The organism is Rhizobium sp. FKL33 (genome assembly GCF_005222915.1).
Taxonomy (GTDB): Bacteria; Pseudomonadota; Alphaproteobacteria; order Rhizobiales; family Rhizobiaceae; genus Rhizobium_E.
Genome location: NZ_STFX01000008.1, coordinates 74,741 through 101,035 on the forward strand (window position 1 = coordinate 74,741; position 26,295 = coordinate 101,035).

The window sequence follows — 26,295 nt, forward strand, 5'->3', positions numbered from 1 at the left end:
TAAGAGACCATTCTACCCGATCGTTGTGATTTCGTCAAAACCAGCGGAGGAAGCGTTGCGATTTACGCACGCTCGAAGCCGCGCGCCACCTCCCAGTCCGTCACGCGACGGTCATACTCTTCCTGCTCCCAGCGCGCCGCGCGGGTATAGTGATCCACCACGTCGTCGCCGAAGGCGTCGCGCAGCAGCTTGGAATTGGTGAACATGTCGGTGGCGTCGCGCAGCGTCTTGGGCACTTCGCGCACGCCGGCTGCGCCATAGGCGTCGCCGCTGAACGGATCTTCGAGCTCCATCTTCTTCTCGATCCCGTCGATTCCGGCGGCCAAAAGCGCCGCAAAGGCGATGTAGGGATTGAGATCCGAGCCGCCGACGCGGCATTCGATGCGAATGCCCTTGGTGCCGTCGCCGCACAGGCGATAGCCGGCAGTGCGGTTGTCCTTGGACCAGACGGCCTTGGTCGGTGCAAAGGTGCCGGCCACGAAACGCTTGTAGGAATTGATATAGGGCGCGAGCGCCAGCGTGATTTCGCCGGCATGCGCCAGAAGTCCGGCGACATAATGCTCCATCAGCTTGGACATGCCATATCGGCCATTGGGATCGAAGAACAGCGGCTTGCCGTCGAGCGACCACAGCGACTGGTGGACGTGAGACGAGGAGCCGGCCGCCGAGTAATTCCACTTGGCGAGGAAGGTGATGGCTTTGCCGCGGCTCCAGGCGATTTCCTTGCAGCCATTCTTGATGATGGCGTGCCGGTCGGCCATGGTCAGCGCTTCGGCATAGCGCACATTGATCTCCTCCTGGCCGGCGGAGGCCTCGCCCTTGGAATTCTCAACCGGGATGCCCGCGCCCTGAAGGCCGTTGCGGATCGCCCGCATCACATCTTCTTCCTTGGTGGTCTGGAAGATGTGGTAGTCTTCGTTGTAAGCCGAGACGAGATTGAGATCGCGATAGCCGCTCTGGCGGGCGTCGTCATAGGTCTGGTCGAACAGGAAGAATTCGAGTTCGGTCGCCATGAAGGCCTTCATGCCCATGGCTTCCAGACGCTTGACCTGCTTCTTGAGGATGGCGCGCGGCGAATGCGGCACTTCCTCATGGGTGTGATGGTCGAGCATATCGCACAGCACCATGGCCGTGCCTTCGAGCCAGGGAATCCGACGCAGCGTGGAAAGATCCGGCTTCATCGTATAGTCGCCATAGCCCTTTTCCCAGGAGGTGGACTTGTAGCCGGAGACGGTCTCCATCTCCATGTCGGTCGCGAGCAGATAGTTGCAGCTATGGGTTTCCTCATAAGCGCTCTCGACGAAATACTGCGCCTGGAACCGTTTGCCCATCAGGCGGCCCTGCATGTCGACCTGGACGGCGAGAACCGTGTCGATGCGGCCCTCCGCCACGTCCTTCTTGAGGTCGTCGAATGAATAGGCAGTGCTCATGAGGAAATCCATTCTTGTTTTGTCCGGGCTCTTCGCGCCGGTTGTTCCCATTATTTAACGAGAAAGCCGCCTCCGGCCTTCCGGGACCGGAGGCGGCTTTCGAGATCGGATCAGGCTTCGCCCACCGCCCGTTCGGCAGCTGCGATTTCCGCCTGCCGCTTGGCGACTTCGTCACCGATCGGCGGGCCCTTGAAGCGGCGCTGCTCGAAGGCGAACCAGATCACCACGGCGAGCACGATGAAGCCGAGGGTGATTTCGCCCACCGCGTCATTCGGCGGCTGGATCGCGACGAAGATGATAATCGCCATGCCGATGACGGTCAGAACCGCGATCAGCTTGAACAGACCCGCGCCGAGATTCCACGGGCCGGGAGCCGGCCATTTCGACGTGCCGTAAGCGAAGAAGCCGAGCACGATCGGGATCGCGAAGGACAGGAACAGGAAGATCAGCGTCGCGTTGACGACGGTGACATACAACGAGGCTTCGCCGATCTTGATCTTGAGCGCCAGGAACACGAAGGCGACTGCGAGCGCGGCGGCGGTCCAGATGGCGGTGACCGGCGAACGCAGCTTGGGATGCACGGTTGCAAGCGACTTCGAACCGACCGGCATGCCGCCGTCGCGCGAGAAGGCGAAGATCATGCGCGACGCCGACGTCACCGTGGCCAGACCGCAGAGGAACTGGGCGATGAAGATGGCGATGTAGATGATCTTGGTGAGCCAGACCGGCATAATGGCGGACATGGTTCCGAAGAACACGCCCCAACCGGAAGCGGCGCCGGCATTCATGTCCGGAATGGCTATGACGAAGGCGGAAAGCATGATCCAGCCGGCGAGCGACGACCAGAAGACCGACATCACGATGGACTTCGGCACCGAATGCGCGGCCTTGTGCGTTTCTTCCGACGTATGGGCGGACGCATCATAACCCGTGATCGTGTAGACCGGCAGCAACAGGCCGAGCATGAACACATAGAGCATGCTGTCGGATTGCGGCCAGACGGAGCCGCCCGTTTCGCCCGAATAGTTGGTGAAGGTCCACAGCCGCGAGAAATCATGCGTCGGCGCCAGAACCAGGCACAGCACCGTGATGACCGCAGCCGTGATCATGATCAGCGTGCCCGAGAAATCGGTAAGCTTGGCGGTCAGGCCGATGCCGAAATGGTTAATCAGCGCCTGAATGGCGGTAATCACCAGGACGATGACCATCTGTTCGTTTTCAGAACCGGTGAGCCCCAGTTCCGGAAACGCGCCGGCTGCGAAAAGCGCCGTGCCGATATTGATGGCGCCGAGCACGGTGATCAGGCCGAGAAGATTGAGCCAGGCGGTGAACCAGCCGGTGAAACGGTTGCCGAGGATCGACGCCCAGTGATAGAGGCCGCCCGCGGTCGGATAGGCCGAGGCGATCTGCGCCATGCCGAGCGCGAACACCGCCGACACCAGGCAGCCAACCGGCCAGCCGATGCCGATGCCGGCGCCGCCGACGCCCGACGTCGCCTGTGCGAGAGAGTTGATGCCGCCCGAAAGAATGCAGATGATGGAAAAGGAGATGGCGAAGTTGGAAAATCCGCTCATCCGTCGCTCGAGTTCCTGGGCATAGCCCATGGAATGCAGGATCTTAAGATCCTGCTGCTTATCTGTATCAGTATAACCGTCAGACATTGTTGAGTTCCCCAGTGGCCCCTCTGGACCGGTTGTTCATGCATCATGCTTGAACCCGGGTCTTTGCGCCCGGTTGTTCAGGTCATTCACTAGCCGAGCGCGGCAAGGCTTTCGCCGAGCAGGCCCGACAGGAAACCGGCGGCGCGCGCCTGGCCGGCCTCATCCCGCACGAGATCGTTGCGGATCTCGATCATGACATTCACCAGCCCGTTTTCAAGTCCGTGCCGCTTCAGCGTGTGGGTCACGCCGTCGGCGGGGCCATAGGGCTCGTTGCGCCTGACGACGTAGCGGCTGTCGGCCCGGGCCAGCATCTCGTCGGCGAGGCGGGAATCCGCGTCGTGAAGAATGCCGATCTCCACGTCGCGGGCGACGCCTTTATAGATGGGCGTAAAGGTGTGCATGGTGACGATAACGGTGCGACGCCCGGCTTTCGAGCGGCTTTCGATCTCGCGAGACAGCGCGCCTTCGAACGGTCGGTAGATCTCGTCGATCCGCGCCTGGCGCGCCTCGTCGTCAAGACCGCGATTGCCCGGGATCTCATAGACTTCGCTAACTTCAGGCATCGCGTCCGGGGCTTCCGGCGGACGATTGCAGTCATAAGCGAGACGGGAGAAATTCTGCTGGATCAGCGCGGCGTCCATGCTTTCGGAAATCAGCCTGGAGACGGCGAGCGCGCCGGGATCCCAGGCGATATGCGCCGAAAGCGCCGCCTCGTCGAGCCCGAGCGCGCCGAGTTTTTCCGGCAGGCGGCGGGACGCATGCTCGCAAACGAGCAGGATGGCGCTGGATCCGCCCTGATTGATCACAGTGACGGGCTGCCCGTCCTGGTCGGTCAAAAGATGCACGGCTTTTTCGCCTCTGGTTCCCCGTTCTGAAAAGAATTCTTCAAAATTAATTTTCTGTCAATCCACATCATGAACAGGCCGATACGAAAAATCTGTTGACTCCGTTCCAGCTTTGCCCTTCATATTTTGCAAAACTCCAGCAAAGACTGGAAGGGGAACATCACTGGTGACCACCGCCACCACGGTCTCGGATCTCATCACCGCGGGTTATGACGCCATGACCCGCGCCGAAAAACAACTAGCGAACAGCCTGCTGGACAATTATCCCGTGTCGGGCCTGGGCTCCATCACCACGGTCGCGGAAGCGGCGCGGGTGTCGACCCCCACGGTCGTGCGCATGGTGCAGAAGCTCGGCTTCAAGGGCTTCACCGAATTCCAGTCTCGCCTGCATCAGGAGTTGGAAGAAACCATTTCCAACCCGATCACCAAGCATGAGCGGATGGCGCCCAATGCGCCGGGCGCCCATATTCTCAATCGTTTCGCCGAGGCGGTGATGGCCAATATGCGCCAGTCGCTCGGCGCGCTCGACCCGCAGGATTTCGACGCCGCCGCCCGGCTCATCGGCGACCGCAAGCGATCGGTCTATCTGGCCGGCGGCCGCATCACCGGCGCGATCGCCGAATATTTCTTCACCCATCTCCAGGTCATCCGTCCAGGCGTGGCGCGCATCTCGTCGAATGCGTCGAGCTGGCCGCATTACGTGCTCAATATGAGCCGCGGCGACGTGCTGATCCTGTTCGACATCAGGCGCTATGAAAGCCAGCTGGAAGCGCTCGCGCGCACCGCAGCCGAACACGGCGCCGAGATCGTGCTGTTCACCGATCAATGGGGCTCGCCGATCGTGAAGCACGCCCGCCACAGTTTCCGGCTCAACATCGAGGCCCCCTCCGCCTGGGACTCCTCGGTTGTGACGCTGATCGTGGTCGAGGCGCTGATCGAGGCGATCCAGGGCTCTCATTGGGAGAAGACCAGGGAGCGGATGGCGATGCTGGAAGGGCTCTTCGAGTCCACCCCACTGTTTCGCAAGCCGATTTCAGGCAGATAGGAGGAGGAGCTGAAATGATCATTACAGAGCCGCCACTGAGCTGCTCGGAAGCGTAACGAAACTGTCACACAGCCGTCATCAAACAAAACTAACAGGGCTGCGATCGCTGCCCCACCAAAGAGGAGAAAGCCAGTGTCCAAGAAGCTCAACACGTTCATCGCCGCGTCCTGCGCCGCGCTGATGGCCACCACCGCCATTGCTCGCGCCGAAGCCCCGGCGGAACTGATCGCCGCCGCAAAGGCCGAAGGCGAACTGACCGTCATCGCCCTTCCCCACGACTGGTGCGGCTACGGCGCCGTGATCGAAGGCTTCAAGGCCAAGTACGGCCTCAAGGTCAACGAACTCAACCCCGACGCCGGCTCGGCCGACGAAGTGGAAGCCATCAAGGCGAACAAGGACAACAAGGGCCCGCAGGCTCCTGACGTCGTCGACGTCGGTCTGGCGTTCGGCCCGCAGATGAAGGCCGAAGGCCTGATCCAGCCCTACAAGGTGTCGACCTGGGACGAAATTCCGGCCAACATCAAGGACGCCGACGGCTACTGGTATGGCGACTATTACGGCGTCATGTCGATGATCGTGAACAAGGATCTCGTGTCCAACACGCCGAAGGACTGGGCTGACCTCAAAAAGCCGGAATATTCCGGTCAGGTCGCTCTCGCCGGCGATCCGCGCGCGTCCAACCAGGCCATTCTCGGCGTTCTCGCCGCTGGTCTCTCCACCGGCGCCAAGGCTGGCAAGGAAGCCGGCGAAGCCGGTCTCGCCTACTTCGCCGAGCTGAACAAGGCCGGCAATTTCGTTCCCGTCATCGGCAAGGCCGGCACGCTGGCCCAGGGCTCGACCCCGATCGTCGTCGCCTGGGACTACAACGCGCTGTCCTGGCGCGACACGCTGGCCGGCAACCCGCCGGTTGACGTTATCGTTCCGGAAAGCGGCGTTCTCGCCGGCGTCTATGTCCAGGCGATCTCGGCCTACGCTCCTCATCCGAACGCAGCCAAGCTCTGGATGGAATATCTCTATTCGGACGAAGGTCAGCTCGGCTGGCTGAAGGGCTATTGCCACCCGGCTCGCTTCAACGCGATGTCCGCCGCCGGCAAGATCCCGAAGGAACTGCTCGACAAGCTGCCGCCGGCCGCTTCCTATGAAAAGGCCTACTTCCCGACGCTCGAGGAAGTCGACGCCAACAAGGCCGCCGTCACCGGCGGTTGGGACAAGGTCGTCGGCGCCAACGTTCAGTAAGCGTCTGATGTCATGAAATGCCGCCCCGGCGTCCGCGCCGGGGCGTTTTATGCTTGATAAAGCGCAATTCTGATGCGGGGCCTCTTTGCCGCCGCCGGCCATCGCCGCTATTCTGTATTTTTGACAAACCATCCCTCGGGGCACGGGACTGATTTGATGAACACTTCCAACGCCGGAGCGAAATCCGCTCCGATGAAACTGCCGACGCATTGGCTGGGGGTCGCGCCCTTTTTCCTGTTCGCGCTGCTGTTTCTCATCCTGCCGACATTCAAGATCGTGCTCGGCGCGTTCCAGACGCCGGAAGGCGGCTTCACACTCGACAACATCGCTGCGCTGTTCACGCCGTCGATTCTTGCGGCCTACTGGATCTCGATCAAGATCAGTCTCGCCTCGGCGACGCTCGGCTGCCTGATCGGCTTCGGCATGGCGGCGGCGGTGACCGTGGGCGGCCTGCCGCGCGGCGTCCGCGATCCGTTGCTGACATTTTCCGGCGTCGCCTCGAATTTCGCCGGCGTGCCGCTGGCCTTCGCCTTTCTGGCGACGCTCGGCCCGGCAGGGATGATCACCCTCTACCTGAAGACGGAACTGGGCATCAATCTTCGCGCGCTCGGCTTCAATCTGCTCTCCTTCTGGGGACTGACCGTCACCTATCTGTTCTTCCAGATCCCGTTGATGGTGCTGATCATCACGCCGGCGCTCGAAGGCCTGAAGAAGGAATGGCGCGAGGCCGCCTCCATTCTCGGGGCCACGCCCGGCCAATACTGGCGCATGGTGGCCTTTCCGATCCTGCTGCCGTCTCTGCTCGGCACGTTTGCGCTGCTGTTCGCCAACGCCTTCGGCGCCGTGGCAACCGCGATCGCGCTGACCGGCTCCTCGCTCAGCATCGTGCCGATCCTGCTGTTCGCGCAGATCCGCGGCGACGTGCTCGGCAATCCCCATCTCGGCTACGCCATCGCCTTCGGCATGATCGTGATCACCGCGACGGCCAACACTCTTTACATCTGGCTGCGCGCCCGCAGCGAAAGGTGGCTCAAATGAAAAAGCTCTGGGCCTGGGGCGCGCTCGCCTTCGGCATTCTCTATTTCGCCCTGCCGCTGATCGGCATGACCAACTTTTCGCTTAAGATGCGCCGCGGCGTCTATTCCTTCGACGCCTACGCCAAGGTCCTCGCCGATCCGAGCTTCCAGGCGACCTTCTCCTATTCGGTGGCGCAGGCGCTGGCGACGATCGTGTTCGGCGTGCTGCTGGTGGTGCCGACGGCCTATGTCGTGCGGCTGAAGCTGCCGCATATCCGGCCCTATATCGAATTCATCACGCTCCTGCCGCTGGTCATTCCGGCCATCGTCATCGTCTTCGGCTATATCCGGCTCTACAACACGTCGAGCTGGCTGCCGCTGACGGGCACGACCTTCGGCACCAATCTGCTGCTGATGTTCGGCTATGCGACGCTGGCGCTGCCCTATATGTATCGCGCCGTCGACACCGGCCTGCGCACGATCGACGTGGGAACGCTGACCGAAGCCGCCCAGAGCCTGGGCGCTGGCTGGGTGACCATTCTCGGCCGCATCATCCTGCCCAATGTGATGATCGCGGTGCTCTCGGGCGCCTTCCTGACCTTCGCCATCGTCATCGGCGAGTTCACCATGGCCGCGCTGCTCAACCGCCCGGCCTTCGGTCCCTACATGCAGCTGCTGGGCGCCAACCGCGCCTATGAGCCGGCCGCGCTCGCCGTGATCGCCTTCGGCATCACCTGGGGCTGCCTCGGCGTCATCCAGCTGCTGTCCCGCTTCCAGAAAACGCCCTCCCGCCAGGTCTGAGGATTTTTGTACATGAGCTTTCTCACCCTCACCAATATCCAGAAATCCTACGGCGCGCAGAACGTCGTCATCGACTTCAACATGGCGATCGAAAAAGGCGAATTCGTTTCCTTCCTCGGCCCGTCGGGCTGCGGCAAGACCACGACGCTGCGCATGGTCGCGGGCTTCGAGACGCCCACGTCCGGCGAGATCAAAATTGGCGGCGCCCGGCAGAACGACCTGAAGCCCAACCAGCGCAATATCGGCATGGTGTTCCAGGCCTATGCGTTGTTTCCCAATATGACGGCGGCGGAAAATGTCGGCTTCGGCCTCAAGGTCCGCGGCGTCAATCGCGCCGACCGCGACAAGACGGTCGCCGACATGCTGAAGCTCGTCGGCCTCGACCACCTCGCCGACCGCTATCCGTTCCAGCTGTCGGGCGGCCAGCAGCAGCGCGTGGCGCTCGCCCGCGCGCTCGCCATCAAGCCGCAGGTGCTGCTGCTCGACGAGCCGCTGTCGGCGCTGGACGCCAAGATCCGCGTGTCGCTGCGCGAGGAGATCCGCGACATCCAGCGCAAGATGGGCATCACCACCATCTTCGTGACCCATGACCAGGAAGAAGCGCTGTCGATCTCCGATCGCATCGTCGTCATGCATCAGGGCAAGGCCGACCAGATCGGCACGCCGCACGAGATCTACAACCGCCCGACCACTCGCTTCGTGGCGAGCTTTGTCGGCACGCTGTCGATGATCGAAGCTGTGGTCGCCGATCCCGCCGCAGGCTCGGTCACCGTCAATGGCGCAACCGTAACCGTTTCGCAGCCGCTCACCGGCAAGAAGGCCGGCGACAAGGTCACGCTGGCCGTACGCCCTGAAGCGCTGTCGCTCGATCAGAGCCGCGGCCGCGATCTCTCGGTGACCGGCGTCGTGGACGGCGTGCACTTCCTCGGATCGGTGGTGCGCACGCGTCTGAAGGTCGAGGGGACGACGCTGTCCTTCGACGCCTTCAACGATCCCTCGCATCCGCCGCCGTCGATCGGCGACACGGTTTCGGCCTATTATGCGCCGCGCGATCTGCTGGTGATCGGCGACTGACGCGAGCGCAATCTGAAAGAGATCGAGGCCGCTGGAGCGATCCGGCGGCCTTTCGTTTGTCAGTTTTTCTTGGTGAGCATCGACCAGAGGCCGATCGGCGAGAAGGCGCATCCGGCTGGGCTGCCCGAGCGCGCCGTCAAAGCGGCGAACGCAAGCGCATCGATGAGCGTTTTTTCAGCAATGCTCTTGTCTTCGGCGGCGGCTGTTGCGGCATTGTTGAGCATGGCGTTTCTCCAGGTGATCCCGGAAGAGACGCTGCAACGCCCATGCCAGATGCTCCACCTATCCCTTCATGCCGCTCGGCAGGCGATTGTTCTTGAGCAGCATGGCGGCGATGAAGCCGATGGCGATGGTCAGCGACATGGTCAGGAACACATGATGGAAGGCGCCGGCATAGAGATCGGCCACCAGCAGGCGGCTGCTTTCCGGCAGCGTGGCCAGCGCCGACGGCGTCAGTTCGGCGATGTTGCCGACGCCTGGAATGGTCGAGACATGCCGCTCCACCCCCGCCGACAGCACCGCGCCATAAACGGAAATCGCGATGGAGGCGCCGGCCATGCGGGTCAGCGTCACCGCCCCCGTCGCCGCGCCGACGTCGCGGGGATCTGCGGCGTTCTGCACCCCGATCACCGGCACCTGCTGTCCGAAGCCGACGCTCATGCCCTGCAGCAGCATCATGAAGCCGATCAGCGGAATGGGCGTGCCGGCATGCAGGAAGGAAAACAGGAAGAAGATGGTCATGCTGCCGGCGGTGCTGATCAGCGAAAAAACCTTGTAGCGGCCGGTCTTCGAGATCAGCCGGCCTGCCGTCAGCGACCCCAGGGCGATGCCACCGGTCAGGGCGATGAACAAAAGGCCGGCAAGCGAGGGCGAAAGCCCGGTGGTGGTCTGCAGGAACAGCGCCACATAATTCACCGAGCCGATACCGACGGCGCCGCTGGTCAGCGAGATGATCAGCAGAAAGCTGACGGTGGGGTTACGGAACAGGCCGAGCGGCACGATGGGCTCAGGCGCGCGCCGCTCCACCATGATCCAGGCGATCAGCGACACCGCGCCGAACAGCACCACGGCCAGACTTTCCTTGGCGATCAGCGACCCGAAGATCTCGCTCGAGTCGGCCCAGAGCACGACGCTCGACACCGCGCCCGCGAGCAGCAGCGCCCCGGCGTAGTCGATCCGGGGTTTGCGGGTCGGCCTGCGATAGGGCAACAGGATCGCCATGCCGATCAGCACCGCAATGCCGACGGGCAGATTGACGAGGAAGATCGAGCGCCAGCCGAACAGATCCGACAGCGCGCCGCCGAGCGTCGGACCGATCGCGCCCGACGCCATCAGCACCAGGCTGGAATAGCTCTGGTAGCGGGCCCGCACGCGCGGCTCGAACAGATCGGCGTTGATCGAGAACAGCGACACCATGATGCCGCCGCCGCCCAGCCCCTGCAGCACGCGCGCGGCGATCAGCGTATTCATCGACACCGCGAGACCGCAGACCAGCGAGCCCAGCGTGAAGATGAAGATCGCCGTCATGATCACATATTTGCGCCCGAACAGATCGCCCAGCTTGCCATAGACCGGCATGACCGCGCTCGTGGCGAGCAGATAGGCGGAGCCGACCCAGCCGAACCGTTCCAGCGCGCCGAACTCGCCGACAATGGTCGGCAGCGCCGTGGAGACGATCTGATTGTCCAGCGTCGCCATGAACATGCCCATCAACAGAATGAGGAACACCAGCATGCGCCGCTTCGGATCGGGCACCAGCGACGTGAAGGCTGTAGAGGCTTGTTCGGCGGTTTCGACGCGAGCGTCCATGGCGGCACCAGTCCTGACGAAATTCAAGTGTGCAATTCATGTGCTTTTAGCATATATATGTCAACAGCACATATGTGACAAAGACACGAAATATCTTGGCGGCGTCGATTTTTCTGATAAACAGACACTATGAGCGATACCGAACCCAAATCCTCCGACACCCGCAAAGACGACGCCATTCATCGCGTCGGCGAAGCCATGGCCAGGATGCGCCTGATGACCGGCCGCCGCTATATCGGCCGCGTGGCGCTGGCGCGTCTGGGCACGGGTATGGAGCTTTCGGATCTCGACGTGATGAGCCTGGTCAGCCGACTGGGCGAGAAGCAGGAAATCACCATCGGCGCCATCGCCGACAATATGCGCATCGATCATTCCCGCGCCAGCCGCATGGTGGCCGATCTCGTCAAGCGCGACCTCCTCCGCCGCGAAGCCTCCCAGCAGGACGCCCGCCGCACCATCGTGACGCTGACCGACAATGGCCGCGCCATGATCGACAGCGTCCACGACACCAAGCGCGACGTGCTGACCACCGCGCTGGCAGGCTGGCCGGAAGAAGACATCGCGGCCTTCGCCACGCTGTTCAACCGCTTTACCGAACGGATGGAGGAACAGGCCAATGCGTTTGAGGCGGCGCAGGCGGGCAAATGACAAGGCGGACGATCAAGGTTGAATAACGATCAGGACCCGATGGATTACCATGCTCAATCCGGTGATGAACAACACCAAATGGAATGAATTGAGACTGGCAATGTACGCTCTCAAGCCGGCGCCAAAATGGAGCACGCTTTCGACCGATGGCCACGAATATGGACCAGACGGCGAATGGTTTTATCATTTTCGCAACGGGGGATATGAAGACATCGCGCATGTGGACATTCACACCGAAACACCTGCTCAGCGTGAGTCTGTTCGCGTCGCGCTTCAAAGGATCCACGTTCCGGGTGAAGAAACAGCGAAAGGCTTTCGCGTTTTCGGCTATATCCGGGACGGTGAAGGCGTAGACTACCTCTGAAGTCTATTGATCCCGATATTCATGCCTTCCGCCGTGCCGGTCGAATATCTCATAAGCCCCCTCGCCCACGGCCATGACCGGGCTCTCCGTCAGCGACACCTTGCCCGATCCGCCCGGCACGTCGAGGATATAGGCGGGCATGCACAGACCTGAGACGCGGCGGCGCAGAGCTTCGACCAGCGTCCTGCCCTCGTCGATCCCCAGCCGGAAATGGCTGGTGCCGGGCGCGAGATCGGGGTGGTGCAGATAATAGGGCTTCACCCGCATCTCGACGAAGCCGCGCATCAGCGCTTCCAACGCCGCGACGCTGTCATTGACGCCCTTCAACAGCACAGACTGGCTGACCATCGTCACGCCGCCGGCGATCAGTCTATCAACGGCAGACCTGGCCTCGGACGTGAATTCGCGGGCGTGATTGGCGTGCAGCGCCACATAGACGGTTTTGCCCGGAGTCCCGAGCGCGTCGATCAGCGCGCCGTCGATCCTGCCGGGGTCGACCACCGGCACGCGGCTGTGGAAGCGGATGATCTTTACATGATCGATCGCGCCCAGCCGCTGCATCAGCGAGGCCAGCCGCCGGGGCGACAGCACCAGCGGATCGCCGCCGGTGATGATTACTTCCCAGATATCGGGATGGCGGGCGATGTAATCGAGCGCGCCATCCAGCGCCTCCCCCGCCAGCATCCCGTCTCCCGCTGGACCCACCATTTCACGGCGGAAGCAGAAGCGGCAATAGACCGGACAGACATGCACGGCCTTGAGCAGCACGCGATCCGGATAACGATGCACGATGCCGGCCACCGGCGCATGCGCGTGATCGCCGATCGGATCCTCCCGCTCGCCGGGCAGGATGGTCAGTTCCTCCGGGCGCGGCAGATATTGCCGGGCGATGGGGTCATGGGCGTCCGCCGGATCGATCAGCCGGGCGACGTCGTCTGTGACAGAGATGGCGTAGCGGGCGGCGACCCTTTCCGCCGGCTCCAGCGCGGCCTCGTCGATAAGGCCGGCGGAGAGGAGGTCTTTGGGCGTGGTGAGCGCGGTCATGCGGGACGGCTCCGCGCGGGTAGAGGATTTTGAATGAAGGCGACGCTGGAGCCAGTATTACCCCCCTCTGTCCTGCCGGACATCTCCCCCTCAGGGGGGGAGATTGGCTGGCGGCGCCCGCTCGCCTCCATCTCGACGCCTAACGTGGGGCGATGTCCTCGCCTCCTTCGATCTCCCCCCTTGAGGGGGAGATGTCCGGCAGGACAGAGGGGGGTGAGCCACGAATGCGAGGCATCGCTGGGGCGTGCTCCGCCCCTCATCCCCCTGCCGGGACCTTCTCCCGGCGCGAGCGGGGAGAAGGAGGATGTGGCAAGGACGGCGCTCCATTGCCCTTCTCCCCGCAACTGCGGGGAGAACGCAGCGGCAGCCGGATGAGGGGCTGTGCACGCCGTCGTCTCAGCAACAACCGGAAAACAAGCCGCGCGCGCGCCTGCCTTAAGAACATTCCGCATCACGCCCCCCACGCCACAGGCGCCCACATCACCTGGTCGATGCGGCGGGCGCCGCTCGCCAGCATCGCCAGGCGGTCGAAGCCGAGCGCTGCGCCCGACGCTTCGGGCATGATCGCGAGCGCGGCGAGGAAGTCCTCGTCGAGCGGATAGGTCTCGCCATAGATCCGCTGTTTCTCCGCCATTTCCATCTCGAAGCGGCGACGCTGTTCGATGGGGTCGGTGAGTTCGCCGAAGGCGTTGGCGAGTTCGACGCCGCAGGCGTAAAGCTCGAAGCGGTCCGAGACGCGGCCGTCCCTGGGCGAGCGGCGGGCGAGCGCGGCTTCGGCGGCGGGGTATTCGCAGAGAATGGTCGCGCGCCCCTCGCCCAGACGAGGCTCGACCTTTTCGACCAGGATGCGGGAGAAGATGTCGGACCAGGTGTCGTCCTCGGCGATGCGGATGCCAGCCCCCGAGGCTCGCGCCGCCAGTTCGTCGCGATCGGTCTCGCCATCCTTGGCGATCGTGGCGAGAAGATCGATGCCGGCATGGCGCGAGAACGCCTCGGCCACCGTCAACCGCTCGGGCGCGGCGAAGGGATCGCAGCTCATGCCGCGATAGGAGAAGGTCGTCGTCCCGCCCGCCTCGGCGGCCAGCGCCAGCATGCGCCCGCAATCCACCATCAGCGCCTGATAGGGCTCGCCCACTCGATACCATTCGAGCATGGTGAACTCAGGCTGATGGGTCGGCGAGGTCTCGCGATTGCGATAGACATGCGCGAAGGTGAAAATGCGCTTTTCCCCCGCCGACAGCAGCTTCTTGCAGGCGAATTCAGGCGAAGTATGGAGATAATAATCGCGCGGCTCCCCATCGGAGCCGATCAACTCTGTCTTGAAAGCGTGCAGATGCGTCTCGTTTCCAGGCGAAATCTGCAGCGCCGGCGTATCGACCTCGATGAAATCGCCACCGGCAAGATAGGCGCGCAGCGCCGCCTGCACGCGATTGCGGGCGAGCAGAAAGGGGCGCCGGTCGGCATGCACATCGGGCGCCCACCAACGGGACGGCGTCGTCGAAGCCATGTTTCTCATCTTCGTGTTCGATTCAGACTGGCAATTTGCCCGTTTTCGGGTTATTGGCGCGCCACATCCTGAAAAAGGCGGGCAGTTGGCCGGTTTCGACCGTCCTTTAATGCGCGTTCAAACAAGTTACAAGGAAGTCCTATGGCAAAGGTCATCGCTTCTCAGCTCCGCAAGGGCAATGTCCTCGACATCGAAGGCAAGCTCTATGTGGTTCTGACCGCGCAGAATTTTCATCCGGGCAAGGGCACGCCGGTCACGCAGATCGACATGCGCCGCATTTCCGACGGCGTGAAGGTGTCCGAGCGCTGGAAGACCACCGAACAGGTCGAGCGCGCCATCGTGGAAGACATCAACTTCCAGTTCCTCTACGAGGATGGCGAAGGCTTCCATTTCATGAACCCGGAAAACTACGATCAGGTCGTGGCGACCCCCGACATGATCGGCGACGACAAGGCCTATCTCGCCGATGGCATGACGGTGATCCTGTCGATCCACGAAGGCAACCCGATCGCCATGGAACTGCCGCGCCACGTCGTGCTCGAAGTCATGGAAACCGAGCCGGTGGTCAAGGGCCAGACGGCCTCGTCGTCCTACAAGCCGGCCATGCTGTCCAACGGCATTCGCTCGATGGTCCCGCCGCATATCGACGCCGGCACCAAGATCGTCGTGCTGACCGAAGACGGTTCCTACGTCGAACGCGCCAAGAGCTAATTCCCGCGCGAGACAAAACAGATCGGGGCCCGCCTTCGTCGCGGGCCTTTTCTTTTGGGGATCATCCGGCGGATTCGCGCGTTACAGCCTGACACGGCGCCCTTTCAACGAGGTGTCGCACAGGCAGAGGTGACGCTTATGACCCCGATCCGTCGACCCATGTTCATCGCGTTTCAACGCAGCCTGTCGTCCTATCGGACACTGGCGCTGACGGTTGCAGCAGCGGCGACTGTCTTGACTTCGGCGGCTTTTTCTTCCCCCGCCGTTGCGGGGAGCCCGTCTTTCGATTGCGCCAATCCGGCTGGACGCGCCGAAAAGACCATCTGCGGCGATTACGAACTGTCATTGCTCGATCGCGAGGCGGCGCGTCTTTATGCGCTCGCCCTGAAGGCGGCGGAGCCCAAGCGGGCGGCGGCGATGAAAGCGGATGCGGCCGGCTGGAAAAGCGCCCGAAACGATTGCTGGCTGGCGCAGGAAACGCGAAGCTGCATCATAGCCGCCTATGCGCGGCGCATTCATCGTCTTCTCGAAAAGCATGAAGAAGCGCGGCAAGCCGAAAACGCATTGGCTCGCGGCCCCTTCGTGCTCAACTGTCGGAAGATCGACCTGCCGGTAACCGCGACGCTCATCGAAAGCAATCCCCCCGTCGGCGCGATCGAATGGCGAAACGCCGTCCATGTCGGCGTAGCGGATGGCGACCGTTTCGTCGAACGCTCGGATTATGGCGCCGAAGGCGTGACCTTCGAGATCCGCGGTGATGACGCGCGCATCTCGCTGCCCGATGGGAGGCAGTTTTTCTGCGCCCGCGAGCGGTAGAAACATCCTGAGGTGCACAAACTAGTAGGCGGGCCGAAAGACTTTCTTAACCACGATTGGCAAAGATCGTGGAAGAGCTTCAGCCGATGGATCGGGCTGGCGCGAGCAATGTTTTTTCAGGACGTCAAGCAATGCCGGTCATCACTTTCGCAAACACCAAGGGCGGCGCGGGTAAGACCACCGCCGTGCTGCTTCTCGCCACCGAACTCGCCCGGCAGGGCGAGCGCGTCACCATTCTCGACGCCGATCCGCAGCGCTGGATCAGCCGCTGGCATGAGACCGGTTCGCCGCTCGCCAACATCAATGTCGTGTCCTATGTGACCGTCGCCAACCTGCAGTCACAGATGGCGTTGTATCGCGACAAGACAGATTACTTCCTTCTCGACCTTCCCGGCGCCTGCTCGCCACTCATCGCCACCGCCCTGGGCGTGTCCGATCATGTGCTGATACCCATCCAAGGCTGCGCCATGGACGCCAAGGGCGGCGCTCAGGTGCTGGAATTGTTGCAATATCTCGAGGACAAGGCCTCCATCCGCATCCCGCATTCGGTGGTGCTGACCCGCGTTAACTCGATGGTGACGACTCGCGCCCTGCAGGTGGTCAAGCAGATGCTCGCCGAACGGAAAGTGCGCGTGCTCGACACGCCGATCATCGAACGCTCCGCCTATCGCGACCTGTTCGATTACGGCTGCAGCCTCCACGACATGAACCCGGAACGGGTCAGCAATCTCGACAAGGCCAAGGAAAACGCCGCCGCCTTCGCCGAGGAAGTGCTGGGCTATGTGCCGAACCGCAACCGCGTCCGCCCGGCCCGGCCGGCCGTCGCCCTGCCCCGCCCCCGCGCGGTGGCGTGACCGTATCAAGTTCCCGCCTGTCTTTCGTGACGACCCGTGAACGGCCCGATCTTGCGGTCGTCACGGGTCGCTGGCGATGGAACGCATTTTTCTCCGAGAGCGGCTTATCCTTCGAAGACCTGATGGAGCGGGAACGCGCGGCGACAGCCGATCACGCTTTGTTGCCGCAGGTCTATGTGTTGCTCGATGCGGGAGAACCCATCGGCATGGTCGCGCTCTGCGACGACGACCTCGACGATCGTCCCGATCTCAACCCCTGGCTCGCCGGCCTCTATGTGACGCCCGAACATCGCGCCAAAGGCCATGCGCGCAGGCTGGTCGCGAAGATCGAATCTGTCGCGGCGGCGTCAGGCATAGAACGCTTGTCTCTGTATAGCGCGAGCGCCGTCGGCCTCTACAGGTCCTTGGGCTGGACGACGGTGGAGACTTTCGCTCGCGACGACGCCTTGTTTCACGTCATGCGGAAATGTCTCTGAAACTGGCGGGAGCCTCGGGCGCCCTCCCCGCTTTCCACCGTGTTCTCAGAACAACGCGTCGTCGAACAGATCCTCGTCGCTCATCGGCGCTTTCGCCGCCGGTTCGTCGGCGGCCTGGTTCACCGCCATGAATTCGCGGTGCAGGTCGCGCTCGGACGCCATGGTGTAGATCTTGTAGATCCGCGCGCTGAGCGCATCGGCGGACGAGCCGAGAATGGAGGCGTCGCCTTCGGCTTGGGCGGCGAGATCGCGGGCGACGTCGACGCAGTCGCGAAGCACATCGCCGAGTTCGCTTTCGAAATCCAGCGTCGACAGCGCGGCGCTGACCTTGGCGAACACTTCCTGCCCCTCATGCTCGAACAAGGAGATGCTCTCTTCCATCCGCTTCGACATGGCGCGGATGTCGTCGAGCGCTTCGCGCAACGGCGCGCTGAGATCGGAGCCCGTCGCTTCGGCGCATTGCGAAAAGGCCTCGGCGGCGCTCTCGAAATGGTGCAACTCGTCCACGACATTGTTGGCCGGCTCTTCGAGCTTTTCGGCGAAGACGCGCAATTCTGCGCTGACCACATTGACCGAGCGGCCCTCGTCGCCGAGCTTCGAGCAGCGCAGGTTGGAATTCAGCGCCATATAATGAATGTCGGTCTTTATGCCGCGGATGATCGAAATGCCGTCGACCAGGCTATGGGCCGTTTCACCGGTGGATTGCGCGACCTTGTTGGCGTTGGCGCTGGTTTCGGCGACGTTCGAGACGAGACCGCTCGCCGCCGCCACGCCGCGCTCCAGCGTGGCGAGAAAATTATTGCCGCCGCGATCGCCGCTCTGATGCATCGTCTCGCGCAACGCCATGATCGAATGGGCGTCGTCGACGAAGCTCTGCATCAGCTGCATGATCTTGCGGCAATCGCGCTCGAAATCGTCGACCATGCTCTCGGTCTGGGCCGCGGCCAAGCGGTCGATGACCGCGTCGAGCGCCTCGTTCATCTCGAAGCTCAGGGCCGCGCCTTCCGGAGACGCTCTGAACTCGTCGAGGAATTCGAAGCTCGAGCGGACATGCTCGAGCCGCTGGCGGGTGATGTCGCCGATCTGCAGCGCCGACAGCACCTGGGCGATCTTGGACTGGATAGCGCGGGCCAGCGACTTCACGTCATTGGCGATGCCGGAGAGCTTGCGGTGATGGTCGGCGATGACGCCGGCGTCGCGTTCGAGATCGCGGACCACGCCGGGGACGACGTCGCCATACTCGCGGGAAATGCGCGCCGAGAACTGCGTGGCGGCGGCGAGTTGCACCGCCATGGCCGACAGCTGGTCGCCGAACCGGTCGACTTCCTGCGCGCCCGACTGGATACGCTCACGGATCTCGTCGGCGAAGCCTGCGAATTCCGCGATGCCGGCGCCCGTGATCTTGACGGTGATTGCGAAGGTGCGGAGATAGCGCATGGTTTCGCGCATGTCTTCCACATTGGACTGCATTTTCTGGCAGGCTGCCCGCAGCTTCTCGAAACCGGCGAGCCGCGCCTGTTCGAATTTCGGAAGTTCAGCCAGTTCCTTCGCGGTCGAGAGAATGCGTTGCATCGTTGCATTCGAGGCTTCTGTGTCCAGCACGCTCGTCAGGGCGTCGAGCGATGCGATCAGCCGCTTCAGAATATCGGAGATCGCAATCAAAACCGCTCCGCCTTCGAGGAACTTTTTCTCTAATTTTCCATGTGCAACGGCGAGTTTCGCGTCGAGGTCCGCTCGGCCGACGCGCCATGACGCAACGTTACTCTGTTTTACTTGCAACAACGTTTTGTCCCCAAACGTATTTCATATGTGAGCGAAGCTTAAGGCAAATCGACAAACGATCGGTAAATTCGTGCAGGGGTTGTCCCATAAATCTGCGCACTGGTTACCGAATCCTCTCCCGCACTCTTCAATGATCTAATATTTGGACTGTCTAAAATTATATAAACCTAAGTAATTTCAACGATCTGCAAATTTAAACAAATCGTTATCGTCTATTAAAAAACCGTTTAGCATTCTCTCTCAAAACTAGCATACTATTAGATAGGATGAACTTTTCCCTTTATAAATTTACCTCTCATTAGCCATTCCCTGTGATCCTCACCCGCTAGAAGTATTTGCGCGAACACCAGTAAAAAGGTGAGGACATGACTTATTTAGCGCCTTCCAAAGCCAATATTCGAAATATCCGCGATATTCACGCGGCGCTGCAGGATTATGCGAGTTCTTCGAGCAGGATAGAACTCGACCTCGAAAACTGCGAGGATATCGACCTCTCCTTTCTGCAATTGGTTGAATCCGTTCGCAAAAGCGCCGCCGCAGGCGGCAAGCCCGTCACTCTTTCCCGCCCCGCGAACGACGCCGTTAAGGCGGCGCTGAAGCGGGCGGGCTTTCTGGATGTCCTCTCTCAAGAGGACGCGCAATTTTGGCTGCACGAAGGAATGCAATAATGGCTGCGAATATTTTGACCGTCGACGACTCCGCGAGCATTCGACTGACCACCAATGTGGCGCTGTCGAACGCCGGGTACACCGTCACCGAAGCGATCAACGGAGCCGAAGGTATCGCTAAGGCGACCTCCGGTCATTACGATCTGATCGTCACCGATCTGAACATGCCGGTCATGGACGGGCTGACAATGATCCGCGAGCTCCGCAAAATTCCGAGCCAGATGGGCGTTCCCATCATCTTCCTGACCACGGAATCCGATGGCTCGATCAAGGAACAGGCGAAGGCCGCCGGCGCGACCGGTTGGCTGACCAAGCCTTTCGATCCCGACAATCTCGTCAAAATCGTGCGCAAGGTGCTCGGCAAATGAGCCATCCCGATCCAATAGCCGTTTTCCGGACGGAAGCGGCGGAACTCCTGGAGCTGATCGAAGCAGGCTTGCTAGATTTGCTCGAAGACCTGAGCAACAAGGATCAGGTCGATGCGGTATTCCGCAGTCTCCACACGCTCAAGGGCTCCGGAGCCATGTTTGGCTTCGAAGCCCTTGCTGCTTTCACCCACCACTGCGAAACAGCCTTCGACAGAGTGCGCAAAGGTGAAGTGCCGGCGACCGAGGACCTGATCTCGGCCGTGCTCGACGCCAAGGATCACATGCGCGTCCTCGTCGAGCAGCCCGGCGCAGACCATTCCGCTATCAGCGAGAGCCTTCTCGGTCGCCTTCATCGCGCCGTCGAAGCCGCAGCTGGCCGCGAAGCCCCGGCTCCGGCCGCGGCCGCGCCGAAGGGCAAATGGAAGATCCGCTTCTCGCTGCCCGCCAACGCCATGACCAACGGCACCAATCCTCTGCCGCTGATCGACGAGTTGCGCGACCTCGGCGAATGCGAAGTGCAGATCGATACGAGCGCGGTTCCGACGCTCGATGGTCTTGATCCGACCGAACTCTATGTCACCTGGTCCGTGACGCTCGATGGCGCAGCGAGCAAGTCCTCCATCGAAGATGTGTTCATCTTCGTGATGGACGACATGAAGCTGGACATTGTCCGTGACGAACCGCCCGCGGCGGTCGCCGCGCCCGAGGTCAAAGCCGAAGCGCCGCGCTCCGCGCCGGCGCCCAAGCCCATTCAGCCGGTGGAAGGGCGTCCGGCGGCGATCGACGTCAAGCAATCCAGCAAATCGGCGGAAAACGTCCGCGTGCCCGCCGAGCGTCTCGATGAACTGATGGACCGCGTCGGCGAACTCGTCATCGCCCAGTCCCGCCTGTCGCAGCTCGCCTCCAGCGGCAGCGACCTGCAATTGCGCGCCGTCTCGGAAGACATCGAACGCCTGTCCGGCGAATTGCGCGACACGATGATGGTGCTGCGCATGGTGCCGGTGACGCAGCTGTTCGGCCGCTTCCGCCGCCTGATCCACGATCTCGCCCATGAAACCGGCAAGCAGATCGAACTGGTCACCGAAGGCGAAACGACCGAGGTCGACAAGAGCGTTATCGAACGCCTCGCCGATCCCATGGTGCATCTGGTGCGCAACTCCTGCGACCACGGCCTGGAAACGGCCGAGGAACGCGTTGCTTCCGGCAAACCGGCGGCGGGCAAGGTGCGGCTCATGGCGCGCCAGACCGGCGGCGAGGTCAAGATTATCATCAGCGACGACGGCCGCGGCATGAACCGCGAACGGATTCGCGCCAAGGCAGAGCAGAACGGCCTCATTCAGCCCAATCAGCAGCTGTCCGACCAGGACCTCCTGCAGATGATCTTCCAGCCGGGTTTCTCGACTGCGCAGACCGTGACCAATCTCTCCGGCCGCGGCGTCGGCATGGATGTGGTCAAGCGCACCATCGACGCGCTGCGCGGCTCGATCAACATCGTCAGCACGCCCGGCAAGGGCTCCGACATCACGCTGAATATCCCGCTGACGCTCGCCATCATCGATGGTCTGCTCGTGCGGGTGGGCTCGGGCCGTTACGTCATCCCGCTGTCGGCGGTCGAGGAATGCCTCGAACTCTCGCTCGAGGACGACATGCGCTCGCGCGGACGCAGCTTCATTTCGCTGCGCGACAGCCTGGTGCCGTTCATCCGTCTCCGCGACCTGTTCAAGACCGGCACCAAGCCCGATCCGTTCCAGAAGGTGGTGGTCATCTCCACCGGCTCCGAACGCGTCGGCCTGGTGGTGGACCAGATCATCGGCGATCACCAGACGGTCATCAAGTCCATGTCGAAACTGCATCATGACGTGGCGACCTTCTCGGGCGCGACCATCCTCGGCGACGGCTCCGTCGCCCTGATCCTGGACGTCGCCCATCTCGTCGCCGCCGGCCAGCTAGAGGAGGCGCAGTTGCGCGCCGCAGGATGATGGAAGCACAACGCAAGATCGACAGCACCTTCTGGGACCGCGCCAGCGAACTCGAAGTGCTCACCTACGATATCGCCGGAGAAACACTGGCCATCGAAGCCATCCGCGTGCGGGAAATCCTCGATCTCGTGCCTGAAACGCCGGTGCCCGGCGCCCGGCCGTTCGTCGCCGCCGTCATCAATTTCCGCGGCCGGGTCATCCCGCTCGCGGACATCACCCAGGCCTTCGGCATGGAGACGAGCAAGACAACCAAGGACACGCGGATCATCGTGATGGAGCTGGACCTCGACCTGGACAGCGAGCCGGTCCTGATCGGCATCCGCACCGACAAAGTCTACGAGGTCACCACATTGACCAAAACCGCCAGCGAGCCGCCGCCTTCGGTCGGCATGCGCTGGCGACCGGATTTCATCGACTGCCTGGTGAAGCGGGGCAACGACTTCATCATCGTGCCGAACATGAGAGCAATCTTCAAATAGCACTGCATGGAGCGGGGGCTCCGAATACATCCTAAAAGGGGTTGGGTTATGTCTTTGACGATTAAAACGAAATTGGGGGTGGCCTTCGGCTTCCTCATCATTCTTATGGTGGCGACGGCCGGATATGCTATCTTCACGCTCGGCGCTTTCAACACGACGATCAGCGACGTGCTGAACGGACCTGCAGAGCGGCTCAAGACCGCGCAGGCCATCGATATCGAACTTCTGCAGATGATCCGCCAGCAGAAGAACCTGCTGCTCGCCACCGATGCAGAAGAGCGCGCCAGCACCATCGAGAAGGGCAACGCGGCGCGCAAGCATTTTGAAGAACTGTTGGTCGCCGCCGAGGGTCTCGCCACCGAGAAGGGTCGTCCGCTCTGGGCCTCGATCCGCGAAAACAGCGATAAATTCATCAAGGGCGACGACTATTCCCGCCAGCGCCTCGCCGCAGGCGATCTTGCCGGCGCCACCCAGGCGACGGTCGATCTTCGTCCTGCAATCGCAGAGATCGACAAGGTCATCTACGACCTGATCGAGATCGAAAGCGGCCGCATGCAGGACGCCGAGACCAATGCCGAGGCGCAATATCTTTCCGCCCGCAGCATCATGATCGGCATCAGCGCCGTAGCGCTTCTCATCTCCCTCGGCGCGGCCTTCTGGATCTCCAAGACGATCTCCGCCGGCCTCACGCGCGCCAACGCCGCTGTCCGCAGCGTGTCGGAAGGCGACCTCACCAAGCTCGCCGACATCACCAGCAAGGACGAGATCGGCGAACTGCTCGGCTATGTCAACGCGATGATCGAGCGCCTGCGCGGCGTCGTCGGCGATGCGCTTTCGGCCTCGACCAACGTGTCTTCGGGCAGCCAGGAACTGTCGGCCTCTTCCGAGCAGGTGTCGCAGGGCGCCACCGAGCAGGCTGCCGCCGCTGAAGAGGCCTCGGCTTCGATGGAACAGATGGCCGCCAACATCAAGCAGAACGCCGACAACGCCGCCCAGACCGAAAAGATCGCCCGCCAGTCCGCCAAGGACGCGGAAATCTCCGGCGACGCCGTCAACCGGGCTGTGGCCGCCATGCAGACGATCGCCCAGAAGATCGGCATCGTCCAGGAAATCGCCCGTCAGACCGACCTGCTGGCGCTCAACGCAGCGGTCGAAGCCGCCCGCGCCGGCGAGCACGGCAAGGGCTTCGCCGTCGTCGCCTCCGAAGTGCGCAAGCTCGCCGAACGCAGCCAGTCCGCCGCAGCCGAGATTTCCGACATGTCCTCGGACACGGTGAAGGCCGCGCAGGAAGCCGGCGAAATGCTGTCGCGCCTGGTGCCCGACATCCGCAAGACCGCCGAACTGGTCTCTGAAATCTCCGCGGCCTGCCGTGAGCAGGACATCGGAGCCTCCCAGATCAACGAGGCGATCCAGCAACTCGACAAGGTCACCCAGCAGAACGCGTCGGCCTCGGAAGAAATGGCCTCGACCTCGGAAGAGCTCGCCGCCCAGTCCGAAGAGCTGCAGTCGTCGATCTCCTATTTCCGCGTCGAAAACGCGCGGGAAAACAACAAGACCGCCGCCGTCCGCAAATCTCCGGCGGCAATCGCCCGGCCTGCCGCCAAGCCGGCTGCCCGCAAGGCCGGTCTCGGCGTCAGCGAACAGCAGGCCCGCGTGCGCGGCTTCGCGCTGGATCTGAACCATGGCGGCCCCGACAGCGCCGACGACGAGTTCCGCGCCGCCGGCTGATCCGAACGAAACAGTCCTGGGCTGCGTCTCGTGGCCCAGGGCACAAATCTGACGACGACAACCTGCATTCAAGGATGCATCACACATGCGCTTCACGATCAAGGCTAAGTTAGCCGCCGCCTTTTCTTTGGTGATCCTCATGACAGGGGTCATGGCCTTCATGGCTATTGTCAATCTGTCGTCGCTCAACACCGCAATTACGGACATTATTCAGGGTCCGGCGGCCAATCTGCGTAACTCCAGCGATCTCTCGGATGCGGTTCTCTACAGCATCCGCGCTGAAAAGAACGCCATCATCAACACAGATCCCACCAAGATCCAGGGCTATGTTGCGGATGTGAAAGAACGCCGCGCCACGATCGAGCGTTTGTTGAAGGAACTCGATAAGGAACAAAACCCTAAAATCCGCGAGAAAATCGCCGAGTTCCGGACTCTCCTCTCCGGTTGGTATCCGATCCAGGACCGGGTTATCGCGCTCGCCGTCGAGAACACCACCGAGAGCAACATGCGCGCCGGTGAAATCTCCATGGGCGAAGGCGCCGCAAACAACACCAACCTCCTCGCGACGCTTGCAGGCTTGAACGAAGAGATCGCCGCCGATCTCAAGCAGACTGACGAAGCCACGAACGCGCAATACGACAATTCCCGCAACATTTTGATCGGTATTGTCAGTTTCGTGCTTCTGTTCTCTCTCGCGGTCGCTGTCTGGATCGGCGTGGGCATCAATACGGGTCTCAAGAAGATCAAGGCCGTCGCAGACGCCGTCGCCATCGGCGATCTCGACCAGAACATCGAGATCAAGACCAATGACGAGATCAAGGACGTCGTGGACACGATCAATGTGATGGTCGGCAATCTGCGCAACACGGCCCAGATCGCCAACCTGATCGCCAATGGCGACCTGACCGTGACGCCGAAGCCGCTGTCGGACAAGGACACGCTGGGTCTTTCGCTGGAAAGCATGGTCGAGCGCCTGCGCGGCGTCGTCGCCGACGCTATCGCCGCATCGGTCAACGTGTCTTCGGGCAGCCAGGAACTGTCGGCCTCCTCCGAACAGGTGTCGCAAGGCGCGACCGAGCAGGCCTCCGCCGCTGAAGAAGCCTCCGCTTCGATGGAAGAGATGGCGGCCAACATCAAGCAGAACGCCGACAACGCCTCGCAGACCGAAAAGATCGCCCGCCAGTCGGCCAAGGATGCGGAAGTCTCCGGCGACGCCGTCAACCGCGCCGTGGCCGCCATGCAGACCATCGCCCAGAAGATCGGCATCGTCCAGGAAATCGCCCGTCAGACCGACCTGCTGGCGCTGAACGCGGCCGTCGAGGCTGCCCGCGCCGGCGAACACGGCAAGGGTTTCGCGGTCGTCGCCTCCGAAGTCCGCAAGCTCGCCGAACGCAGCCAGTCCGCCGCAGCCGAAATCTCGGAAATGTCGACGGACACCGTGAAGGCCGCCCAGCAGGCCGGCGAAATGCTCGCCCGCCTGGTGCCGGACATCCGCAAGACCGCCGAACTGGTCTCCGAAATCTCCGCCGCCTGCCGCGAGCAGGACATCGGCGCCTCCCAGATCAACGAGGCGATCCAGCAGCTCGACAAGGTGACCCAGCAGAACTCTTCGGCGTCTGAAGAGATGGCCGCGACATCGGAAGAACTGGCCGCCCAGTCGGAAGAACTGCAGACCTCGATTTCCTTCTTCAAGGTCGAGCAGAACCATCGCGCCGCGTCCGCGCCGGTCAAGCGCGCCGCCGCTCATGCCGCGCCTGCGAAAACCCAGCCGCGTCGCCCCGCTGCGCCGTCCCAGGGTGTGAAGGCCCAGCAGGAAAGAGTGAAGGGATTCGCCCTCAATCTGGACCAGGGCGGGCCAGACGAGAACGATCAAGACTTCCGGGCGAGCGCCTGATTTAGACCAGGCGGCGCGACAGGGTTCCGCGCCGTCTCCATTGGACAACCGAGGAAGCAT

General features: G+C 62.3%; 25 protein-coding genes. 17 read left to right on the top strand and 8 right to left on the bottom strand.

The window, feature by feature from the left end; translation table 11 throughout:
- Positions 1–62: 62 nt before the first annotated feature.
- The 3 genes from E8Q41_RS05910 to E8Q41_RS05920 all read right to left on the bottom strand — a co-directional run bounded on the left by E8Q41_RS05910 (position 63) and on the right by E8Q41_RS05920 (position 3,936).
- On the bottom strand, positions 63–1,430 hold the full coding sequence (locus tag E8Q41_RS05910) for a glutamine synthetase family protein (RefSeq protein ID WP_137154597.1): 1,368 nt from the start codon (positions 1,428–1,430) through the stop codon (positions 63–65).
- 110 nt (positions 1,431–1,540) lie between these two features.
- Entirely contained in the window at positions 1,541–3,091 is a 1,551-nt protein-coding gene (locus E8Q41_RS05915) for an amino acid permease (RefSeq protein ID WP_137154598.1), read from the bottom strand.
- An 89-nt stretch (positions 3,092–3,180) separates the two neighbouring features.
- Complete coding sequence (locus E8Q41_RS05920) at positions 3,181–3,936, bottom strand: N-formylglutamate amidohydrolase (RefSeq protein ID WP_137154599.1); 756 nt, start codon at positions 3,934–3,936, stop codon at positions 3,181–3,183.
- Positions 3,937–4,099: 163 nt separating this feature from the next.
- Between E8Q41_RS05920 and E8Q41_RS05925 the strand changes: the two genes are divergently transcribed.
- From E8Q41_RS05925 to E8Q41_RS05945, 5 genes are all read left to right on the top strand, one after another.
- A complete protein-coding gene (locus tag E8Q41_RS05925) occupies positions 4,100–4,981 on the top strand; it encodes a MurR/RpiR family transcriptional regulator (protein WP_137154639.1) in 882 nt (293 codons plus the stop codon).
- 180 nt (positions 4,982–5,161) lie between these two features.
- On the top strand, positions 5,162–6,217 hold the full coding sequence (locus tag E8Q41_RS05930) for an ABC transporter substrate-binding protein (RefSeq protein WP_137154640.1): 1,056 nt from the start codon (positions 5,162–5,164) through the stop codon (positions 6,215–6,217).
- Positions 6,218–6,373: 156 nt separating this feature from the next.
- Positions 6,374–7,255: an ABC transporter permease subunit gene (locus E8Q41_RS05935; protein WP_137154600.1), complete on the top strand. Its 882-nt coding sequence runs from the start codon at positions 6,374–6,376 to the stop codon at positions 7,253–7,255.
- Positions 7,252–8,034, top strand: a complete 783-nt coding sequence (locus E8Q41_RS05940) for an ABC transporter permease (RefSeq protein ID WP_137154601.1) — start codon at positions 7,252–7,254, stop codon at positions 8,032–8,034. The genes E8Q41_RS05935 and E8Q41_RS05940 overlap by 4 nt, the downstream gene beginning before the upstream one ends.
- A gap of 12 nt (positions 8,035–8,046) precedes the next feature.
- Positions 8,047–9,108, top strand: coding sequence for an ABC transporter ATP-binding protein (locus tag E8Q41_RS05945; protein ID WP_137154602.1), 1,062 nt, complete (start codon positions 8,047–8,049; stop codon positions 9,106–9,108).
- Positions 9,109–9,167: 59 nt separating this feature from the next.
- Here the strand turns inward: E8Q41_RS05945 and E8Q41_RS25485 are convergent, their stop codons facing one another.
- Positions 9,168–9,332 carry a hypothetical protein gene (locus E8Q41_RS25485; protein WP_170976378.1) on the bottom strand — a complete coding sequence of 55 codons (165 nt, stop codon included), beginning with the start codon at positions 9,330–9,332 and terminating at the stop codon, positions 9,168–9,170.
- Positions 9,333–9,390: 58 nt separating this feature from the next.
- Complete coding sequence (locus E8Q41_RS05950) at positions 9,391–10,917, bottom strand: MDR family MFS transporter (RefSeq protein WP_137154603.1); 1,527 nt, start codon at positions 10,915–10,917, stop codon at positions 9,391–9,393.
- Positions 10,918–11,046: 129 nt separating this feature from the next.
- Here E8Q41_RS05950 and E8Q41_RS05955 point away from each other — a divergent pair, with 129 nt between their 5' ends.
- Together E8Q41_RS05955 and E8Q41_RS05960 are read left to right on the top strand one after the other, a co-directional pair.
- A complete protein-coding gene (locus E8Q41_RS05955; protein WP_137154604.1) occupies positions 11,047–11,565 on the top strand; it encodes a MarR family winged helix-turn-helix transcriptional regulator in 519 nt (172 codons plus the stop codon).
- Positions 11,566–11,614: 49 nt separating this feature from the next.
- Positions 11,615–11,929 carry a DUF6678 family protein gene (locus E8Q41_RS05960; RefSeq protein ID WP_246660097.1) on the top strand — a complete coding sequence of 105 codons (315 nt, stop codon included), beginning with the start codon at positions 11,615–11,617 and terminating at the stop codon, positions 11,927–11,929.
- A 3-nt stretch (positions 11,930–11,932) separates the two neighbouring features.
- Here the strand turns inward: E8Q41_RS05960 and E8Q41_RS05965 are convergent, their stop codons facing one another.
- Positions 11,933–12,973 (bottom strand): lysine-2,3-aminomutase-like protein, encoded by a 1,041-nt coding sequence (locus tag E8Q41_RS05965; protein WP_137154605.1) that lies wholly within the window; start codon positions 12,971–12,973, stop codon positions 11,933–11,935.
- Positions 12,974–13,424: 451 nt separating this feature from the next.
- Positions 13,425–14,480, bottom strand: coding sequence for an EF-P lysine aminoacylase EpmA (epmA, locus tag E8Q41_RS05975; RefSeq protein ID WP_137154606.1), 1,056 nt, complete (start codon positions 14,478–14,480; stop codon positions 13,425–13,427).
- Positions 14,481–14,621: 141 nt separating this feature from the next.
- On the opposite strand from epmA, the gene efp reads away from it, so the two are divergent.
- The 4 genes from efp to E8Q41_RS05995 all read left to right on the top strand — a co-directional run bounded on the left by efp (position 14,622) and on the right by E8Q41_RS05995 (position 17,337).
- The gene (gene efp, locus E8Q41_RS05980; protein WP_137154607.1) at positions 14,622–15,191 is read left to right on the top strand and encodes an elongation factor P; all 570 of its coding nucleotides are present in this window, start codon (positions 14,622–14,624) and stop codon (positions 15,189–15,191) included.
- Positions 15,192–15,329: 138 nt separating this feature from the next.
- The gene (locus E8Q41_RS05985) at positions 15,330–16,007 is read left to right on the top strand and encodes a hypothetical protein (RefSeq protein ID WP_137154608.1); all 678 of its coding nucleotides are present in this window, start codon (positions 15,330–15,332) and stop codon (positions 16,005–16,007) included.
- 131 nt (positions 16,008–16,138) lie between these two features.
- Positions 16,139–16,861, top strand: a complete 723-nt coding sequence (locus tag E8Q41_RS05990) for a ParA family protein (RefSeq protein WP_137154609.1) — start codon at positions 16,139–16,141, stop codon at positions 16,859–16,861.
- Positions 16,858–17,337: a GNAT family N-acetyltransferase gene (locus tag E8Q41_RS05995; RefSeq protein ID WP_137154610.1), complete on the top strand. Its 480-nt coding sequence runs from the start codon at positions 16,858–16,860 to the stop codon at positions 17,335–17,337. Before E8Q41_RS05990 ends, E8Q41_RS05995 begins: the two co-directional genes overlap by 4 nt.
- A 45-nt stretch (positions 17,338–17,382) precedes the next feature.
- Here E8Q41_RS05995 and E8Q41_RS06000 read toward each other — a convergent pair whose 3' ends face one another.
- A complete protein-coding gene (locus tag E8Q41_RS06000) occupies positions 17,383–18,999 on the bottom strand; it encodes a chemotaxis protein (RefSeq protein ID WP_137154611.1) in 1,617 nt (538 codons plus the stop codon).
- A gap of 485 nt (positions 19,000–19,484) precedes the next feature.
- Between E8Q41_RS06000 and E8Q41_RS06005 the strand changes: the two genes are divergently transcribed.
- The 6 genes from E8Q41_RS06005 (at position 19,485) to E8Q41_RS06030 (ending at position 26,235) form a co-directional block, all read left to right on the top strand.
- Positions 19,485–19,787 (top strand): STAS domain-containing protein, encoded by a 303-nt coding sequence (locus tag E8Q41_RS06005; RefSeq protein WP_137154612.1) that lies wholly within the window; start codon positions 19,485–19,487, stop codon positions 19,785–19,787.
- Positions 19,787–20,155, top strand: a complete 369-nt coding sequence (locus E8Q41_RS06010; RefSeq protein ID WP_137154613.1) for a response regulator — start codon at positions 19,787–19,789, stop codon at positions 20,153–20,155. The genes E8Q41_RS06005 and E8Q41_RS06010 overlap by 1 nt, the downstream gene beginning before the upstream one ends.
- Entirely contained in the window at positions 20,152–22,134 is a 1,983-nt protein-coding gene (locus tag E8Q41_RS06015; RefSeq protein ID WP_137154614.1) for a chemotaxis protein CheA, read from the top strand. Before E8Q41_RS06010 ends, E8Q41_RS06015 begins: the two co-directional genes overlap by 4 nt.
- Positions 22,131–22,613, top strand: a complete 483-nt coding sequence (locus E8Q41_RS06020; RefSeq protein WP_137154615.1) for a chemotaxis protein CheW — start codon at positions 22,131–22,133, stop codon at positions 22,611–22,613. Before E8Q41_RS06015 ends, E8Q41_RS06020 begins: the two co-directional genes overlap by 4 nt.
- A 48-nt stretch (positions 22,614–22,661) precedes the next feature.
- Complete coding sequence (locus E8Q41_RS06025; protein ID WP_137154616.1) at positions 22,662–24,341, top strand: methyl-accepting chemotaxis protein; 1,680 nt, start codon at positions 22,662–22,664, stop codon at positions 24,339–24,341.
- Positions 24,342–24,426: 85 nt separating this feature from the next.
- A complete protein-coding gene (locus E8Q41_RS06030; RefSeq protein ID WP_137154617.1) occupies positions 24,427–26,235 on the top strand; it encodes a methyl-accepting chemotaxis protein in 1,809 nt (602 codons plus the stop codon).
- Positions 26,236–26,295: the final 60 nt, after the last annotated feature.